Raw genomic sequence first — 18,511 nt, forward strand, 5'->3', positions numbered from 1 at the left:
CCTTCCTCTGTTCAATGAAAGGACCTAAAGCTGTTATGAGCATCATGGGCCATTGCTGTTTTTTGAATGCCGTAGCGATGCTCATGGCGCATAGCAAATAACAGAGGCCGTCTTGGTTCACTGATATGCCCAAGTGTAGAACCGTCCTGAAACCAGTCATAACGGGGAATCGGATCATAGGCTGTATCTGACCAGACGGCGTTCAGTTCTGGGCTGTACAGACGTTGACTTGGCGGGAGCCATTCATGTGCTAAAAGCGTTGCACTCTCTTCTGGAGAGCGCAGCGCTTTTTGTTCATTTGGAGTGAACAGTCCCGGCCAATAGTCGCTGCGAGAACCGGTATGCGGCACACTGGCAGCAAATGCGGATGCCTGATCCAGTACCTGCTGATGGCCAAATAACATAGCGTAGAGACTTTTGCCAAAGCCGATCCGCTCGTCCAGATGGCCGAAACGCTCCATGACAAGTCCGGCAAGGCCACCGTTTAGCCCAAGCGGAAATATAACTTGATTGAGCTGAAGCCAGTCATGCAAATAAAAGCCCGGCTTGTGTGTCACAAATTTTTGAAAATACGGATCTTTCACGACACGTCCTTCAATATAGTTTTGTTCATTAATAATGAGCGCCACCGTCAAAAGAGAACTATCCCGCCAAGCCCAGAAACGTTCCCAAAAGGGCTTCATGAATGGCGAAACGTGAAAATAGGGCAACAAATGGAAGCAACTTCGTCCCAAATGACGGCTGTGCATGTAAAGCTGCAACTGTGGATAAGCGTCCTGAAAAATAAGGGCGTTACAGCGCTCAAGTAGTCGATACAGCCACTCCTTTTCCTGTTCGCCGAACAGGTCGCCAATGAGCTCTCCTTTCAGATCAGTCATATTATAGCCGCCATTACGAGAAACCAGATGGGCCAGTAATGCCCAGTGTAATTCCGGGTAGCCACGATAGCATTCAAGGTAAGCGGCAGTGCGCGTGATGTTGCTGCGATTCTCCTGTGCTGTATCGTTCTTGATCCGCTCCAGCAGCTCACAGTCTGTTTCGCATAAGGGCATATTAAGAGAAGAGGGACGCGTAGCGGGTCCGTTCACCAGCATTAATGCTTCAGCTTCATTCATGGCGGCTTGTGCCGAATGATAATCCCACGGCAGTTCACGTAAGGGATAGCGTAATTTACGGGATTCGGTCCAGGCCGCACGTTTGCCCTCCCATGCCTCCTCCGCAAAACGCGGAACGGAGCCGAGTAGCTTGAGCCCTCCCTGAAGCTGTCGAGATGCGACATGGAGCCATTCGGTGAGAGACATGTTTAAATAACCTCCTTTCAAGTGCAGGCATCCCCGTATTCCACTAAGTATGTTGGGTATGCTGTTAGAATGTCGTCGCTTATGTGGATTCTTAAGTATATCTTTAGTATGCCTCAATGAGAGGGCTTCCAATCGGCATGTGAGCATAATAGGGGAGTGTGCAAAAGCTTCACTTGGCGTTACAATAGAAACTACAGGATTTCCTGCATAAAAGAAGTTCAAGGAGGAAGTATGTATGCAAAAAATCGTCTCTCATGAAGACTTTAATAAGGTAATATCCACTTCAGGTGTAACGGTAGCTGTGTTTAAGGCGGACTGGTGCGGAGATTGTCATTTTATTGATCCGTTCATGCCTGATGTGGAACAACAATATGCAGACAAGCTTACATTAATTGAAATTGATGTAGAGCAGGCCGAAAGTGTCAGTCAAGAGCAAAATGTTCTAGGGATTCCCAGCTTTATCGCTTACAGCGAAGGGCGAGAACTGGTACGTCTGGTGAACAGGCTGCGTAAATCCCGCGAGGAAATCGAGCAGTTTTTGGACCGGGCTGTAGAAGTCCATGCTAACTTGGCAAAATAAATGATAACGGTATGTATGAGGGCTCCGAAGGGAAACCTAATCATCACGATATACAGAAAGCCGCTTCCTTCCGAAGGAGGCGGCTTTCTTACGGACACGTTCACATTTTGTCAACAAAGCTCGTATGTCAAGGAACGATATATCAGTTATAATTACTTTAAGTGATCATTTCACAACATCTAAAGTGAATAAATATTATATTTGGAAGGATACGGGTGAATTCATTGAATAACAAAATCAGAATATTAAAATGGCTGGCACTCGTAACATGTATTGTCATGTTTTTGGCTACCTTCGGTGGAGGTGTCGTGACGCGAACGGATTCGGGTCTCGGCTGTGGACGAGAATTCCCGCTTTGTAATGGTAAGCTGGTTCCGGCACATACCATCGCGTCCCTTATTGAGTTCTCTCATCGCTCCGTCAGTGCCATGGCCGGAATTCTTTCTATCGCCTCGTTTGTCGGCTTTTTGCTGTTTATGAAGCATCGGAAGGATTTACAGCTATTCTCGTTGCTTACGCTATTGTTTGTTATCATACAAGGTGCGATGGGGGCGTTGGCTGTCATCTTCTCCCAATCGGCTGCAGTCATGGGACTGCATTTTGGCTTTGCGCTTATCGCTTTTGCCAGTGCGACTATGATGACGCTGGGAGCCTGGCAGGAGCATGCGGATTCACGCTACACTCCACGTCTGATTCCTGGGCGTGTCAGTCGGGGCTATCGTAACTTTATATGGCTATCAACGATCTATACCTATATTGCTGTTTATTCAGGAGCGTTGCTTAGTCATTCGGTCATCCAGAAGGTTGTAAATATTGGGGGCTTCATATCTCCACTGCTGCTTCATCAGATTTCAGCCGGACTGCTGTTCGTCATTATTTTGGCTGTGGGTCACTACTCGTACCGTTATCACCCGAATCACCGGGATATTCGTACCCTAGGTGTCGTATCGGTCGTATTGATCATACTTCAAGTGGTGATTGGCATTATCCTGCTGTACGTCAACAGACCTGAAATTTATATGTTTATCGTGCTGGGACATATGCTGGTGATTGCATCGTTGTTCTCCATTTTGGCTTATCTGAGCTATCGTGTATGGCAATTGTCACCGGACCGCAAGCTTGTTCCGACCCAAGCACAGCGTACCTAAGCATTTCGTAGATCATTATAAAACGTATTTTGCCCAAGAGGCGTTGAAACACGTATAATAACATCATAAGAAACAAACCAGGCCCACGAGTTTCTCGAGGGCTTGATTTGCTTAGGAGGAATCATCCAGTTGATCTACCAGAATTTGCGCCAATTTATTGAAGCGCTGCGAAAAGAAAATGATCTTAAAATTATAGAAGCACCTGTCGATCCTTATTTGGAGCTGGCTGAAATCCACCGGAGAGTCATTGAGGAAGAAGGTCCGGCACTGCTGTTTACCAATGTCAAAGGAACCCCGTTTCCTGTCGCCAGTAATTTGTTTGGCACGAATCGCCGTGTGGACATGGCTTTTGGCCCTCGTCCAGAGCAACTGATGGATGCAATTGTAGGTGCGACCAAGACGCTGCTTCCACCTACACCCAAAGCGTTGTGGAATGAACGTGGCCTGATTAAGGACATGCTAAAAGTAGGACTAAAAACAGTATCTCATAACGAAGCTCCTGTATTGGGCGTTCGCCGTACGGATGCTCCGCTGGCTCCGCTGCCTAGAGTAACCAGTTGGCACGAGGATGGAGGACCGTTCATTACGCTTCCGCTCGTGTATACCGAAAAGCCAGGCCAGTCCAAGGACCATAATTTGGGGATGTATCGCATCCAGATTTATGATGATCAGACGACAGGGATTCATTGGCAAATCCATAAAGGCGGCGGCTTCCATTATCATGAGGCAGAGCTGCGTAATGAGCCGTTGCCTACGACGATCATCATCGGTGGCCCGCCTGCTCTGATTGCGTCTGCCATTGCTCCTGCCCCGGAAAACTTGCCAGAGCTGTTGCTGGCTTCTCTGATTATGGGGGGCAAGCTGCCCATGACAGAAGACCCGCTTGGAGGCCATCGCATTCCGGCAGAAGCCGAGTTTGCGATCAGCGGCTATGTGCCGCCTCATGAACGTCGCCCGGAAGGGCCGTTTGGCGATCATTTTGGCTATTACTCATTACAACATGATTTCCCTGTGTTTCATGTCAAACATATGCATCACCGCAAAGATGCCATTTATCCGGCAACCATTGTAGGTAAGCCACGGCAGGAAGACTACTATCTCGGCGAATTTTTGCAACGTCTGTTGTCGCCCGCCTATCCGCTTGTGATGCCTTCTGTCAAGTCGTTATGGGCATATGCAGAAACAGGTGTACATGCGCTGGCAGCGGCAGTCGTACGTGAAAGCTACTCCCGTGAAGCGCTGGTATCCGGCTTTACCATTCTGGGTCAAGGTCAATTGTCGTTGACCAAATTCCTGATGCTGACGGATCGGGTGATCGATTTATCCGACTTTAACCTGTTGCTAGAAACCATTTTGGAGCGATTTAATCCAGCCAGAGATTTGTTTATTTTTAACCATACGTCTCACGATACACTCGATTACACGGGCCGCAAGCTGAATCACGGCAGCAAGGCGATTCTGATGGGGGTAGGCGAGCCTGTGCGTGAATTGCCTCGTGTTTATGAAGGCGGCGATCTGCCGGGAATTCGTGAAATCGAACCCTATTGCGGAGGTTGCCTCGTTATATCCGGCTCGTCCTTTGAGCAGGAGCCTGAACTCGCTGCGCGTGTATTGGAGCGATTAGCTGCGGGTGAGCAAGAGTGGCCGCTTGTCTTTATCGTGGACGATGCCAAAGAAGTTGTTCGCTCCCAAGCCTCGTTCCTGTGGACGGTATTCACACGCTTTAACCCGGCTACAGATATGTACGCCGACAGCGAAGTACGTTTGCATCACCTGAACTATAAGCTGCCGATTATAGTGGATGCACGTATGAAGCCAGGCTACCCTGATGAGGTGCTACCGCGTGAGGATATAGTTAAGCTTGTAGATCAACGGTGGACGAGTTATTTCGCTTGACGCCTATTCAAGCATCTAACAGCCGGATTTTACAGATATGAAGGAGGCGTGAAGCATGATACGCAAGCTGTTGGGCGAGCCCCCACGTGAAAATCATGGCGTCCTGCTGGATGCCATGAATAGCATGTCAGACATGTTACATTTGCTGGAACTGCAAATCCAGGCCAGTGGTGATCCTACCCATGACTTTCGGAAGGCGGATATTTTAACACGTGGTCTGATGTCGTCTTTGGATGAACTGGAGCAGAGCCATCATGCTGCCGCCTTTTTCCGTATGAAAGTGAAAGCCGGATACGCTGAAGATATGAGCAAGGATGAAAAATCCGATTATGCTTTGTATGTTTTCTTTTATAAGGATGGGTTTGTGCGGGTATTCTCTATTTTGGATAAGCTTGGTAATTGGATGAATGATTTGTATGATTTAAAAACAGGGCAGTATAAGGCGCATTATTCGTATTTTACCGTGTTGAGACAGCTCAAGTATCTCAAAATGCATCCTGTATTGACTGATAATTTAAATGATATCAAGGACACATACAACGATGCCATCAATCGCTTGCGTAAGCGTCGAAATACGGAAATACATTATATGAACACGGAAATGCAGGACGATCTCTGGCAACGTCACCGTGCTTTATATGGAAAAATCCAACTGGAGGACCTTGATCACCATCTGGAAGATTTGCAGCAGGGCTTGGAAATGGTATGCCAGTCGCTATCAAAAGCATTTTCTTATACTGCGAAACAATGGGAGAACCGGGCAGTGCGCCCATAATTATGACAGAAAATATCCTTTGACAAAGCAATGTAAACTATCTATACTGAAACCTAGTTTCAGAAAAATGCTTGAATTATTTTTTTTATATAAACTTAACGGACAGCTAAAGCTGGAGTTTAACATATTTTTCTTATCCAGAGAGGTGGAGGGACTGGCCCGATGAAGCCCGGCAACCCGTTCTTTCCCGGTGTAATGCACCGGGAGGGAACATATGGTGCTAATTCCTACAAAACCGCTAGAGTTATAGCGATTTTGGCAGATGAGAAAAGGTTCGCAAGGTGGGGCCCTTTTCATTCTGTGAAAGGGGCTCTTTTTTGTATAAATAAATAGTGATTTTATACAATCCCGAGAGATGATAACTGGTTAACAGGGTAAGAAAGAAGTGAAGGAGGTCGCAGCACGTTGATAGAGCTTAAGCAATTAACCAAGCATTATGGTAAAGGTAACCGACGCGTTAATGCGTTGTCCGGGTTGAACCTTTCTATAAAGCGTGGAGAAATATTCGGGGTGATTGGTCATTCCGGGGCGGGCAAAAGTACGTTGATCCGCTGTATTAATTTATTGGAACGCCCTACTTCAGGCGAAGTATGGGTAGATGGGGTTAACCTTGTGACTGTGAGTCAAGCCCAGTTACAGAAGCAACGCCGAAAAATCGGAATGATTTTTCAACATTTTAATTTGTTGTCTTCGGCGACAGTGTATGACAACATTGCATTTCCATTGCGGCTGGTAAATACCCCAAAGCAGGAGCTAGACAAGAAAGTTCGCGAGCTGCTGGAATTGGTGGGACTGAAAGAACACAGTGGAAAATATCCGTCACAGCTCTCAGGTGGACAGAAGCAGCGGGTAGGGATTGCACGGGCACTGGCTAGTGATCCGCATGTGCTGCTGTGTGACGAAGCGACGTCTGCGCTTGATCCGCAGACGACAGGGTCTATCCTGAAATTGCTGTTGGATATTAACCAGCGCTTTAATTTGACCATCGTATTGATTACTCATGAGATGCATGTGATTCAAAGTATATGTGATCGAGTTGGCGTCATTCATCAGGGCGATATCGTGGAGCAAGGTCCGGTGGCGGAAGTGTTTTTGAAGCCACAGCATCAGGTAACTAAGGATTTTATCCAGCGGGAGGCAGAACATCCTGAGGAATTACAAGCAGCGATTGCAGCAGCAGGTAGCGGCGAATCGGCACAGGTGGTACGTATCTCCTTCTTGGGCAGTAAAACTTATGATGCAATTCTATCGCGTACGGCTCGAAGTACGGGGGTTGATTTTGCAATCTTACAGGGCACCATCTCTACGATTAAAAACGTACCGTATGGACAGCTGATCGTTCGTTTTGAAGGAAACCATTCAGATATAGAACATACGCTGCGCGAAGTGTCAGGGCAAGGACTCGATGTGGAGGTGATCGGACAATGAGCGAACTTGATTTTTCGCAAGTGAGTTGGGAAGAGCTAGGGAATTCTACTCTGGAAACCCTTCAGATGCTCGGGGCATCTGCATTGTTCACCCTCGTTATTGGTTTGCCGCTCGGTATATTGTTGTTTCTGGCAAGCCGTTCCTCGTTGACTCTGATGAAGGTGATATACGTTGTATTATCTTTCGTCGTTAACATTTTGCGTTCCGTACCATTTATCATCTTGATCGTCGCACTTATTCCTTTTACACGATCGTTGGTAGGTACCTCGACCGGGGTGCTGGGAACCATTCCGCCATTGGTTATCGGTGCTGCTCCTTTCTTCGCACGTCTTGTCGAAACGTCTCTGCGTGAAGTGGACAAGGGTGTCATTGAGGCTGCACAAGCGATGGGGGCTTCGACAGGACAAATTATCCGGCGTGTGCTGTTACGTGAGGCACTGCCGGGCCTGCTCGCCGCATTAACTATTACCGTCGTTACACTCGTATCTTACACGGCAATGTCCGGTATGATCGGAGGCGGTGGACTGGGTACGCTGGCTATCAACTACGGCTATTATCGTTACGAAACGGCTGTAATGATCGTTGCGGTCGTGCTGATGATCGTATTGGTACAACTGCTGCAAATGGCAGGAGATCGCCTTGTGCGGCATTATACTCGAAAATAGGGAAAACATATAGATATCCTTATTGATCAGGACGTCTGATCCTGAATATTACAAATTATTGGAGGGGTAACAACATGAAGAAATGGGTATTGGCTGTATTGAGCTTGACATTAATTGCGGTACTGGCTGCTTGCGGTACAAAGAGCACAACATCGGATACAAACAATGCGGCCGAAAATACAGGCGGGTCACCGCGTGAAGTCGAGCTGAAAGTTGGAGCTTCTCCTGTGCCACATGCGGAAATTTTGGAAGCGATCAAGCCTCAGTTGGAAAAAGAAGGGGTTCGTCTTCAAGTCGTTCAGTTTAACGACTATGTACAGCCGAACGTACAATTGTTTGACAAGCAACTGGATGCTAACTTTTATCAACATGTACCTTACCTGAATGTGATGAATAAAGAGCGTAAAATGGATCTGGTTTCTGTTGGCGCGGTTCATCTGGAACCATTCGGTATCTACTCTCAAAAATATAAAAAGCTTGATGAACTTCCAGACGGTGCAACAGTAGCGATTCCGAACGATGCGACCAATGGAGGCCGTGCATTGTTGCTGTTGGAGAAACAAGGTCTGATCAAGCTGAAGGACGCAAGCAACATTGAAGCTACCGTAAAAGATATTACTGAAAACAAGAAAAATCTGGAATTTAAAACTTTGGAAGCAGCTATGCTGCCACGTCAGTTGCCTGAAGTGGATATTGCGTTGATCAACACGAACTACGCTTTGGAAGCCAAGCTGAATCCGACCAAGGATGCATTGGCACTGGAAGACAAAGATTCACCATATGCTAACGTACTGGTAGCACGTCCTGATAATAAAGATTCCGAAGCGATCCAAAAACTGCTTAAAGCTTTGCAATCTCCAGAAACTAAAAAATTCATTGAAGACAAATATCAAGGCGCAATTATCCCTGCATTTTAAGCAGAAACTAAGAATGCGCTGAACGTAAACCCCAGCTTCTCTTGAACAAGAGGACTGGGGTTTCTTTTTGGTTGGAGTTGTAGGGATTGCTTAAATATTTTATACTTGGGGGTGACCGTTCTCTGTGAAGAGGAGGAAAACTGTTGAGAGACAAAGTCGCACTCATAACGGGTAGTGCCAAAGGTTTAGGTAAAATGACCGCTCTGCGTCTGGCTGATGAAGGTTGTGACATTGCCCTGAATTATGTCCATAGCCAGGCTGAAGCCGAAGCGCTTAAGCGGGTAATTGAGTCTAAGGGAGTACGCTGCCTGTCTTTACAAGCAGATATCTCGGTTCAGGAAGATATCACCAGGCTGATCGGTGAAGTGCAGGATCGGCTGGGCGGAGTCGATATTATGGTGAATAATGCCGGACCGTTCATCCGGGAACGCCGTCTGTTTGCGGATTATAGTGTAGCTGAAATTCATGCCATGATACAGGGGAATCTGGTCGGTACCATGTTGCTGGATCATTTGGTATTGCCGCACATGCGTAGCCAGCAATGGGGACGTATTATTCATTTTGGCTTTGGTCATGCTGGAGAAGCAAGGGCTTGGCCGCATCGCGCCGTCTACGCAGCTGCTAAGGTGGGGCTGGTGTCTTTTACGAAGTCACTAGCTGTAGAGGAAGCTCCCTATGGCATCACGGTCAATATGATCTGTCCCGGGGATATCCGAGGAGCGAACAAGGAAAAGTCGATTGCCGATGTCATCGGCATGCAGGATACAGAGACACCGCGTGGGCGTCCAGGAAGCGGAGAGGACATTGCGCGAGTGATCGCCTATTTGTGTGAGGAGCATTCGGATTTTATAACGGGTAATATTATGGATGTGTCCGGAGGGTTGGACCCCATTCGGCCAACCATATAAGATCGAGAGATCCTTTAGACGTTGTAACACAAAAAAGAGTCTTGAGCTTCGTTACCGAAGTCAAGACTCTCTGATCATTATGCATCAAGCATTAGAATACTTGTACCACTTCTTGGACGCCTTCGACTTCTTCGAGAAGAGCGCGTTCAATCCCTGCCTTCAGCGTAATTGTAGAACTTGGGCAACTGCCGCAAGCGCCTACCAGCTTCAGCTTAACGATACCATCTTCAACGTCAACCAGCTCAACGTCACCGCCATCGCGTTGCAGGAACGGACGGAGCTTATCCAGTACGTCTGCTACTTCATCATACATTTGAACGCTTTGTGCTTCGCTCATTAGAATTCAACTCCTTTCCTATACCTTATTTATTATATTACAAAGCGGGCCAAATTAAAATGCCCGTCATCCAAAGCAGGTGAAAAAAATGTTAAGACCTATTATTGAATTTTGCACCAGTAATATGCATTTTGGTACCGATGAGATTATGTCCAAACTAGAACAGAACCCGGATTATGATGTGATTGAATACGGCTGCCTAAGCAATTGCGGTCAGTGTAACGCTGAGCCTTATGCGATGGTTAATGGTGAAATTGTATCCGCAGATTCAGCAGAGCTTCTGTACGAAGTGATTCTAAACAAAATTAAAGAAGCCGAAGCATGGGACAACCTGGATTTGGATTAAAAATAGAAGTCATCGGCAAGCCAGCTTCCTCTTGTAGGAAATATGTATTATTCATAGATGCAACAACAAAGAAGACCTGCTCTGGAAGCAGGTCTTCTTTGTTTGTTGAGTATCCAATTAGCCAAAATGGCGTTTGGACTTCCAGAGCACACCGCTCTTCAGCAGACGCGGCACTCGTCCACGCAAAGAGGTACTGCCCATAAAGCCATAACCAAACCCGGCCTTCTTGCCAAGTGCACCTAATGTACCACGTAGCTTTAAAGGATGCGGGTGAGGCGTTTGGCCTTTCCATAGGTCGCGTACAATGTGGGCAATCTGCTCACCTTGCACCTCTGCCGCCTGAGCGCTTGGAGAGTAAGGAAGGCTCGCACAGTCTCCGACGACGTACACTTCAGGATGATCCGGTATTTGATAATATTCATTTAGCACGATGCGACCCTGAGGGTCTTTAGGAACTGCTAAATCCTGCACAATTTTAACGGGCTGAATCCCGGCTGTCCATACTACAGCATCGGTCATAATTGGCTCATTACGGTTGTAAATAGCCCCTGGCTCAATACGGGAAACCGCAACGTGATTCAGCGCATTCACTTGATGCTCCTTGAACCAGGCATGTACATAAGCAGACAAACGTTGCGGAAATGCTGATAGAACCCGCTCGCCCCGATCCATAATCGTAATATTCAAATCCGCGCGGCTTTCACGTAACTCCGCAGCAATCTCGACCCCACTTAGACCGCCACCTACAATATGGACATGTCCATAAGGCTTGATTTCATTCAAGCGCAGATACGTTTGGCGGGTATGATTAAAGGATTGGATCGTACAGCTGTATTCTTCAGCTCCCGGTGTATTATGAAAGCGGTCAGTACAACCTAGCGCGATGACAAGTTGGTCATAGGGCAAAGGATCACCATCTTGAAAATGAACCATTTTATTCTCAAGATCCATCGAAGTGACTTCTCCGTATTTGCGAATAAGGCGTTGTTCATCCGGAAAATGTACCCGCAAATCAAAATCAGATACGGTACCTGCCGCAAGGGCATAGTATTCTGTTTTCAGCCCCTGAAAGGGCATCCGATCCACTAAAATAACTTGAATATCGTCGGGAATGTGTTTATCCAGCAATTCTTTGGCAATGGTAAGGCCGCCATAGCCGCCCCCTAGAATAACGAAATTTTTCATCAAAATCCGCCGTCCTTTCGTTACCGTGTCCCCGGCAAATGGTCTGGTGTCTTGTCGATCTAGCACAAGTTTTGTTGTTGTAAAGCCCGGAAAGGGGCCTGCCTTTAGCAGACAGACCGACGTGTTCCGGGGCAGCTTGAGGCTGCTTGGTGTGAGTAATGGGGATAAAATGCACGCGGGAAATCTGAATCCGATGTTACACTTATTCGAAAACTTCGATTTCGTTATAGAAGGTGTCACGTTCTACAGGTATGCGTCCAGCACCTTTGACCAGCCAGATTAGCTCTTTGCGGGTCAATCCGGCAGGAGTCAACGCACCTGCGGCATGGCTGATCTGCTCGCGCACAATCGTACCATGGACATCAGATGCGCCAAAGGTAAGAGCGACCTGCGTCAATTGCGGACCAATATTAATGAAGTAAGCTTTAACATGGTCGATATTGTCCAGCATCAAACGGCTGATCGCAATGGTTTTGAGATCCTCGTAAGCAGAGTTGCGGCGCATGATGTTGGCGTTTTTGCTTTTCGGCTGCATGGACAGTGGGATAAATACCATAAATCCATTTGTTTCATCCTGCAATTCACGAATTTGCAGCATGTGCTCAATACGATCCTGATAAGTTTCGACTGAACCGTACAGCATCGTCGTATGAGTTTTCATACCGAGATTGTGGGCCGTACGATGTACTTCAAGATAGCGGTCCACATTGGCTTTGGTAACACGCATCTTCTTCCGATATTCATCGGATAAGATTTCCGCGCCACCACCAGTCAAAGATTGAAGTCCTGCCTTTTGCAGCTCTTGAAGAACTTCTTTAACACTCAAGCCGCTTATGCGTGTGAAAAAGTCAATTTCCGCTGCAGTGTATGCTTTCAGTGTAACGTTGGGATACTTTTCATTCAGTGCCTTCAATGAATCTACATAGTATTGGAAAGGCACATGATTATTATGACCGCCGACGATATGGAATTCTCTTACGCCTGGATGGATATGTTGCTCTACATAATCAATCATTTCCTGCCCAGACAACGTATAAGAGCCTTCCTCCCCCTGATCCTTGCGGAAATTGCAGAACGCGCAGCGCGCTTCGCATACATTGGTGAAGTACAGGCTCATGTTTTCGATAAAATAAACCTTTTTACCGTTCTTGCGTAAATTAGCTTCGTTAGCCAACTGGCCCAGTGTGAGAATATCGTCAGTTTCATACAAATATATACCATCTTCGAGGTTCAAACGAATCCCGTTTTGTACCTTTTCTACAATTTCCGCCATTCTGCGGTCTGTAAAAGGTGTAACTAATGTGGACATGCCTATTCCTCCTTCAAGTTGCTCTGTGCGAGGCTGTCCGCCGAATTAGCGGCACAAGCGCTTGATGCGCACAGGATGTCCCGTTCCGTCGGTAAAATCCGGCAGCGCGGATATACGATATGTGAAAAATGTTACAATGCCAGGCTACAATGATGGATGTCTCATAATTTCGCCTTTGAAATGACAAATTTCCGACAGTTTCTTTAACACACTCTTCACCTATTATAAACCTCACACCACTGGTGTTCAATACAAACGAGTAGAAAAAGAGGTGTTTAAGCCTGTAACGGAAGGACATTCCATGACTTGAGCACCTGCAAATAAGAGAGTATACTGAAGGGGAGCATGAAGTAAAAGAGGAGGATGGAGCTATGATTAACATCACCGATTCCGCTGCTGAACGCCTGAAAGAAATGCTGGAGCAGCAGGAAACGCCGAATATGTTTTTACGTCTGGGTGTTACGCCAGGTGGATGTACCGGATTTTCGTACGCCATGGGCTTTGACGACAACGAGACGGATCAGGATATATATATGAATGTACAGGATATGAAAGTAGTCGTGGAAAAGGATAGTATCCGCTATCTGGACGGTCTGGAAATCGACTTTGAAGAGTCTGGTATGTCTGGCGGTTTCACGATTCATAATCCGAATGCTGTAGCTACATGCGGCTGCGGTTCAAGCTTCCGTACAGCTACAGATGCAGGGAAACCAAGCGAAGAACCTTGTTAATCGGAACTAAGGGACTGTATGCTGAACGTTTCAGGGAAAATTTTAATTTGAAATGGCTTATGTAAATAAAAAAACAGGCGTTGGTTAAATACCGACACCTGTTTTTTTTGTGATTAATTAGTTGTTTTTGAATGTAATTTATTAAAAATATAACATTAAACATTACATTTCAAGGAAAAACATCTTATTCTAACGTCCGAGCTGAAATATGATATGAACCTCTAGAACCGTCATCATTATAAACGTATACAGAGTATTGACCGTTAGCACTAGGACCATATACATCATATAGAGGGAAATTATTGGTAGTAGATTCGCCTGGAGCAAGTGTTATTCTCATTAAATTCCGAGAACCTCCAGGGAAGTTAAGTTCAACATGAATCCTTTTATTACCTGTATTTTTTATATAGAACCGAAGATCAGCTGTTCCGTTATAATTAAAATATGAGGTTCCTTCTCCTGGAAAAGTAACGTCGTTATCCAAAAGTAAAGCTTGTGGAGTAATCACATGATCTTTAGGAAGTGTTAAGTTTTCTAAATCCAATAGATTGGAAGGTTCACCACTTGCAAATGCATTAACGGATCCAATTAGCGTTAATGAAAGAACGATAGGAGCTACCAACAAGTGTTTGTAAATATGCAAAAAATCCATCTCCTTATTGAAAAGATATTTTATTTTTATGTAATTCTTGTTGTCATTTCTAGAAATGATTGGATTTGAGCTCTATTAAAATATACAATTAATTCTTTTTTATGTCAATATATTTCAAAAAATATATGATATTATATATATTTGGAATATTATCTAGATGAAAACGTAAAATAGAGAGATTAGCGTATACTTGGATTCTAAACTACGGAAAGTATATATATTTAGTAGAATGTAGAGTTTTTATCTTCTTATAAAAAGAACGACAAGAAGTGGCTTTAAAAAATGATGTGCACTAACCCATCACTGGAGGGAGCCGATTAAGTGGTTCTTCTACTCTCCACTTGATGAATTGTCGGTAGTAACACATGATCGGCTTTACTTGATTGCGTTATAAAAAAGAAAGAACGCTACCCCTAAAAAGGCTAGCGCTCTTTTGCTGTATCTAATGGTTGCTGCTCTATAAACTCTACAACCTCTTCAATTTTACAGTCCAATTCCTCACATATACGTGCAATGACACTCATTGCTACAAATTCTCCATTAGACATTTTAGCCAAAGTTGATGGTGAGGGTATATGACACGTAGTACATAGTATAGCTTCTGTTTCCAGTATAACAAAGGGCTGTTCCCTTTTCTACAAGTGGTGTTAGGCTTTACTATTTTACCGTGCTACAATGCCCTGAATTGATCTTCAACGCCCCATCTATATTGTCCCAAATGCGTGTATAGCACATTTCATTTTCAATAGTTGTCGCACGCAACTTTTCCTCTTGTTCGATGATTCGATAATTCTGCACATATGCCCTATTGCTTCAAATCAGTAAACAGCTCCTGCGCAGTACGCACAAATAACTGTACAGCAAGTGAAGCATTGTGTAGAGAGGGGATAGCGATACCAATTTGACGCGTGATCAGAGGCGTGGTTTCCTTGACGGTTAGATCATGGGGGAACGTGGATAAGGCGAGTGAAGAGACAATGCCCATACCTAGTCCTTGTCGGACCATGCTGACCAGGGTGCTGATATTGTGAGTAATGAATTGTGCCTGCAACTGACTCTGCTCACGTTCAAAACCTTCCATAATGGCGACCTCGTGTCCACCTTTACAAAAGATCATCTCCTGTTGATTCAAGTCTCGGATGGCGATTTTGTCGCGCGATTGAAAAGGGTGACCGTCAGGCAGGAGAATAACCATGTCATCCTGACATAAAGGAATTACATCTACCTCAGGGTCTGGCAACAGGATGATTCCCGCTTCAATTTCTCTGGTATGTACCCACTCCTTGACTTCATTCGTGGAACCTTCGTGTAAATCGAAAACAAGGTTCGGATAGTGCTGACGAATATGATCAATAATCGGGGGCAGAAAATAGGCCGAGGCAGAAGGAAAGGCACCAATCGTGATCGTACCCACATCTAAGCCTTTTTCAGCGGCCACCTGCTGCTGCACTTTTTCCATGCTTTGCAGCATCATGCGAAATTGCAGTAGTACTTTGTGTCCAATATCTGTCAGGAGCACGCCTTTTTTTCGATCGCGCAGCAATAGCTGGACATCGAGCTCGTTCTCGATACTGGCGATGGCATGGCTGACCGCAGGTTGCGTCATATGCAGCTCATGGGCAGTTTGGGTAAAGTTTAGTGTTTCAGCTACGCGAACAAAGATCATAATCTGAGTAATAGTCATAAGTGAAAAGTTATCTCCCTTATTGAAAACATTCATTTTATTTATTAGTGACCACAGTATAAGCTAGTAAAGCAAAACTTTGCAAACGGCTGTTCAGATTTTAGTCGTAAGCAATGCGCAATGAAATTCTAAGGAGAGAGACATCTATGAAAAAATTAACGCCTAAAGCTACGTTGTGGCTTGTCTTGATATTAGTGATGGTATGGGGGATCAACTGGCCGTTGACCAAGCTGGCCTTGCCAGATACGCCGCCGATATTTTTTTCAGGAATCCGCACGCTGCTGGGTGGTGTGATTCTGCTGTTGTTCGCTATGCGTAATCGGAAAACCTTACGCCTTAGACAAAATGCGTGGACATATCTTGTGCTGGCTATATTTAATATTGCAGGCTACTATGGCTTGCAGACGGTAGGACTGCGTTATTTGCCTGCTGGATTATTTTCCACTTTGGTATTCCTTCAACCGATCTTGTTGGGATTATTCTCCTGGCTGTGGTTGGGAGAGCGTATGTTTCCTCTGAAGGTCATTGGACTGGTACTCGGTTTTGGTGGAGTGATCGTGATTAGCTCAGGCGGAATGGCAGGTCATTTGTCTGTGCTGGGCATTGTGTTGGGGCTAGCCTCGGGACTGTGCTGGGCGCTCGGAACGATTTATATGAAGAAAAAAAGTAAACAACTGGACTCCATTTGGGCGGTGACGATGCAACTCATTTTGGGAGGGATCATACTCAACGGGATTGGGTTTACGACCGAGAAATGGAGCGATATCCACTGGACAGCCTCCTTTATCGCGATTCTATTGTTTATTTCAGTATTCGTGATTGCGATGGGCTGGATGATTTATTTTAAGCTAATCGACAATGGGGATGCAGGAACCGTCGGCTCATATACGTTTATGATTCCGGTGTTATCCACACTCTTTAGTATGGTCATGCTCAGAGAGTCCCTCACTTTGACATTTGTAGTGGGGTTGGTGCTGATTGCAGGTAGTGTGTATTTGGTAAATACAGCTTCTCCCGGAAAGCGAGCGAACCAAAGCTCGAAGGCTAATGAAACGAATTCCTGTACAAATGCTTAGAAAATATAGAATTAGGAAAAATATACTAGAATATCAGAGAGGGGAATAGTAAAATATGACTATATAAATAGAGAGGAAGTTTGGTATGGGAGAGTTAAGCGGTCATACTCAGTCTGTGGAGCCACAACCACAGCCTATTCGTAAGCTGGCAGTTGTAGCAACGGTCATTTCTGGAGTAGCTATACTAGGCTGTATAGCCTTGGCGGTATGGAATTATAATCTGAATACGAAGGTCAATTCTTTAACTATAGCGAATGCATCGCTAAAACAGACAACACAAGCCTTAACCAAGCAACAAAATGATACAGAGGCCCTACTTGGAAAAGTTAAATTAGCAGCCAACCTGTCATCCATAACGCATCTGTTAGAGCAGACATCTGTCGTTACAGATGATTTTGTATTGGAAAAAGTGACTTTTGATGTGGCAGAGGATGGCAAGTTGAAGGGTGTGCTACTGAATGTGAACAACCAACCTAATCTCGGTTTTGGCGGTGCTTATCAAGGTTATGGCAAATATAATATGTCTTCTGCTGTATTGACGAAGAAGGCAGAGGAAGTCATCGACATAGCTATGAAGGAGTACAGTACATCTGACAAGCTTCCGGTATGGGATAAGAATACGAAGGTGGAAATGACGGTTCAAAATTATCCGCTTGGTAAGCGGGAAGGCGGCACTTTTAAGCTCACTGGTCAGCAATAGGAGGAACCTAACGTTAATCCGATGCTGGACTTTACAGATTTTTGTCTTAAGTATACAAATTGAGCGGGGGAGCTAGGATATGGACAGGTACACACCTACAGCGAGGGAACGCTGGCAGATGAAACAGAGTGAGCCGCAGCCGCAGGGCTGGGTGCTCGCTCTATTTGGTTGGATTTTTTCAGGTTTGGGGTTCGTATTTAGTTTTTTTGTTATTGGAGGCTTGTTTGGGCTTATAGGTCTTGTTTTCGGAATTTTGACTAGAAAGATGGAACAAAGAAACACGCAAGGCATCCTGATTATCGTTATCAGCTCCGTTGCCATTGGCATTGGCCTATTGATTTTTATGATTTTTTTCGCGCATGGTTTTGTAGAAGGTCTGAGAGAAGGTTATAATGAGCATTATTAGGTCAGGGAGGTAACACCATTGAGTGTCATTATTTCACAGCAAATCTCGGCAACGGGTGTGAAGGAATATACGAAGGTGATGAAAACATTTGATTCCCCTTTTACACCTTTGGTTGGACAGAAAATCAGGGATACGGCATTCGGCGATATGCAATATTATGATGTCGAGGACGTATTTATTGATCTAGCGGAGAATGAGTACTGGGTAATTCTACCTGCGATTTTGCTGCATACAGATGATATTGAGGATATACGAGATGCTGTGCGTGAGTATCGTTCACACGGTTGGGAATGTACGAAGCCTTTATAAATGCATACTGCTTAAGCATCTACACGGAGACGTCTTTCTTTTGCGAGATAGGCGTTTTCTTGTGTATTTGTGTATAAACTATTCCTAATAATTGGCATGAAAAGAAAGAAATTATGCTGAAAATGCGCAAAATGTATCATTTTTTATCATAAAACGAC

General features: G+C 45.3%; 21 protein-coding genes and 1 riboswitch. Of the genes, 14 read left to right on the top strand and 7 right to left on the bottom strand.

Going from position 1 to position 18,511, the window contains the following annotated elements:
* Positions 1-11: 11 nt before the first annotated feature.
* Entirely contained in the window at positions 12-1,301 is a 1,290-nt protein-coding gene (locus MMB75_RS17365) for a DUF2515 family protein (protein ID WP_222822038.1), read from the bottom strand.
* A gap of 235 nt (positions 1,302-1,536) precedes the next feature.
* Here MMB75_RS17365 and MMB75_RS17370 point away from each other — a divergent pair, with 235 nt between their 5' ends.
* The 8 genes from MMB75_RS17370 (at position 1,537) to MMB75_RS17405 (ending at position 9,618) form a co-directional block, all read left to right on the top strand.
* Entirely contained in the window at positions 1,537-1,881 is a 345-nt protein-coding gene (locus MMB75_RS17370) for a thioredoxin family protein (protein ID WP_222822039.1), read from the top strand.
* A gap of 215 nt (positions 1,882-2,096) precedes the next feature.
* On the top strand, positions 2,097-3,029 hold the full coding sequence (locus MMB75_RS17375; RefSeq protein ID WP_013372916.1) for a COX15/CtaA family protein: 933 nt from the start codon (positions 2,097-2,099) through the stop codon (positions 3,027-3,029).
* A gap of 129 nt (positions 3,030-3,158) precedes the next feature.
* Positions 3,159-4,925, top strand: a complete 1,767-nt coding sequence (locus MMB75_RS17380) for a UbiD family decarboxylase (RefSeq protein ID WP_044788112.1) — start codon at positions 3,159-3,161, stop codon at positions 4,923-4,925.
* Positions 4,926-4,980: 55 nt separating this feature from the next.
* Positions 4,981-5,700: a Cthe_2314 family HEPN domain-containing protein gene (locus tag MMB75_RS17385; RefSeq protein WP_277376084.1), complete on the top strand. Its 720-nt coding sequence runs from the start codon at positions 4,981-4,983 to the stop codon at positions 5,698-5,700.
* A gap of 130 nt (positions 5,701-5,830) precedes the next feature.
* Positions 5,831-5,969: riboswitch (SAM riboswitch) on the top strand.
* A 136-nt stretch (positions 5,970-6,105) separates the two neighbouring features.
* A complete protein-coding gene (locus tag MMB75_RS17390; protein ID WP_031462167.1) occupies positions 6,106-7,128 on the top strand; it encodes a methionine ABC transporter ATP-binding protein in 1,023 nt (340 codons plus the stop codon).
* The gene (locus MMB75_RS17395; RefSeq protein ID WP_017427283.1) at positions 7,125-7,793 is read left to right on the top strand and encodes a methionine ABC transporter permease; all 669 of its coding nucleotides are present in this window, start codon (positions 7,125-7,127) and stop codon (positions 7,791-7,793) included. Before MMB75_RS17390 ends, MMB75_RS17395 begins: the two co-directional genes overlap by 4 nt.
* Before the next feature lie 74 nt (positions 7,794-7,867).
* Positions 7,868-8,710 carry a MetQ/NlpA family ABC transporter substrate-binding protein gene (locus MMB75_RS17400; protein WP_017427284.1) on the top strand — a complete coding sequence of 281 codons (843 nt, stop codon included), beginning with the start codon at positions 7,868-7,870 and terminating at the stop codon, positions 8,708-8,710.
* Positions 8,711-8,853: 143 nt separating this feature from the next.
* Entirely contained in the window at positions 8,854-9,618 is a 765-nt protein-coding gene (locus MMB75_RS17405; RefSeq protein WP_025365766.1) for an SDR family oxidoreductase, read from the top strand.
* Positions 9,619-9,709: 91 nt separating this feature from the next.
* Here MMB75_RS17405 and MMB75_RS17410 read toward each other — a convergent pair whose 3' ends face one another.
* Complete coding sequence (locus MMB75_RS17410; RefSeq protein ID WP_013372910.1) at positions 9,710-9,955, bottom strand: NifU family protein; 246 nt, start codon at positions 9,953-9,955, stop codon at positions 9,710-9,712.
* Positions 9,956-10,043: 88 nt separating this feature from the next.
* Between MMB75_RS17410 and MMB75_RS17415 the strand changes: the two genes are divergently transcribed.
* Positions 10,044-10,301: a YuzB family protein gene (locus MMB75_RS17415; protein WP_016820010.1), complete on the top strand. Its 258-nt coding sequence runs from the start codon at positions 10,044-10,046 to the stop codon at positions 10,299-10,301.
* 117 nt (positions 10,302-10,418) lie between these two features.
* On the opposite strand, the gene MMB75_RS17420 is transcribed toward MMB75_RS17415, so the two are convergent.
* Positions 10,419-11,486: an NAD(P)/FAD-dependent oxidoreductase gene (locus MMB75_RS17420; RefSeq protein ID WP_025365765.1), complete on the bottom strand. Its 1,068-nt coding sequence runs from the start codon at positions 11,484-11,486 to the stop codon at positions 10,419-10,421.
* 202 nt (positions 11,487-11,688) lie between these two features.
* Entirely contained in the window at positions 11,689-12,795 is a 1,107-nt protein-coding gene (gene mqnE, locus MMB75_RS17425; protein ID WP_016820012.1) for an aminofutalosine synthase MqnE, read from the bottom strand.
* Between the two features lie 371 nt (positions 12,796-13,166).
* Between mqnE and MMB75_RS17430 the strand changes: the two genes are divergently transcribed.
* Positions 13,167-13,526 (top strand): HesB/IscA family protein, encoded by a 360-nt coding sequence (locus tag MMB75_RS17430; RefSeq protein WP_016820013.1) that lies wholly within the window; start codon positions 13,167-13,169, stop codon positions 13,524-13,526.
* A gap of 184 nt (positions 13,527-13,710) precedes the next feature.
* Here MMB75_RS17430 and MMB75_RS17435 read toward each other — a convergent pair whose 3' ends face one another.
* The 3 genes from MMB75_RS17435 to MMB75_RS17445 form a co-directional block, all read right to left on the bottom strand.
* Positions 13,711-14,169, bottom strand: coding sequence for a hypothetical protein (locus tag MMB75_RS17435; RefSeq protein ID WP_025365764.1), 459 nt, complete (start codon positions 14,167-14,169; stop codon positions 13,711-13,713).
* A gap of 431 nt (positions 14,170-14,600) precedes the next feature.
* The gene (locus MMB75_RS17440; protein WP_025365763.1) at positions 14,601-14,735 is read right to left on the bottom strand and encodes a helix-turn-helix domain-containing protein; all 135 of its coding nucleotides are present in this window, start codon (positions 14,733-14,735) and stop codon (positions 14,601-14,603) included.
* Positions 14,736-14,983: 248 nt separating this feature from the next.
* Positions 14,984-15,862 (bottom strand): LysR family transcriptional regulator, encoded by an 879-nt coding sequence (locus MMB75_RS17445; protein ID WP_025365762.1) that lies wholly within the window; start codon positions 15,860-15,862, stop codon positions 14,984-14,986.
* Between the two features lie 146 nt (positions 15,863-16,008).
* On the opposite strand from MMB75_RS17445, the gene MMB75_RS17450 reads away from it, so the two are divergent.
* From MMB75_RS17450 to MMB75_RS17465, 4 genes are all read left to right on the top strand, one after another.
* Positions 16,009-16,938: a DMT family transporter gene (locus MMB75_RS17450; RefSeq protein ID WP_045244894.1), complete on the top strand. Its 930-nt coding sequence runs from the start codon at positions 16,009-16,011 to the stop codon at positions 16,936-16,938.
* Positions 16,939-17,023: 85 nt separating this feature from the next.
* Entirely contained in the window at positions 17,024-17,638 is a 615-nt protein-coding gene (locus tag MMB75_RS17455; RefSeq protein ID WP_045244893.1) for a hypothetical protein, read from the top strand.
* A 79-nt stretch (positions 17,639-17,717) separates the two neighbouring features.
* Positions 17,718-18,044: a hypothetical protein gene (locus MMB75_RS17460; RefSeq protein WP_016820018.1), complete on the top strand. Its 327-nt coding sequence runs from the start codon at positions 17,718-17,720 to the stop codon at positions 18,042-18,044.
* An 18-nt stretch (positions 18,045-18,062) separates the two neighbouring features.
* Complete coding sequence (locus MMB75_RS17465; protein WP_019688524.1) at positions 18,063-18,353, top strand: hypothetical protein; 291 nt, start codon at positions 18,063-18,065, stop codon at positions 18,351-18,353.
* Positions 18,354-18,511: the final 158 nt, after the last annotated feature.

This window comes from Paenibacillus sp. P2(2022) (assembly GCF_029522175.1).
GTDB classification, from domain to species: Bacteria; Bacillota; Bacilli; order Paenibacillales; family Paenibacillaceae; genus Paenibacillus; species Paenibacillus polymyxa.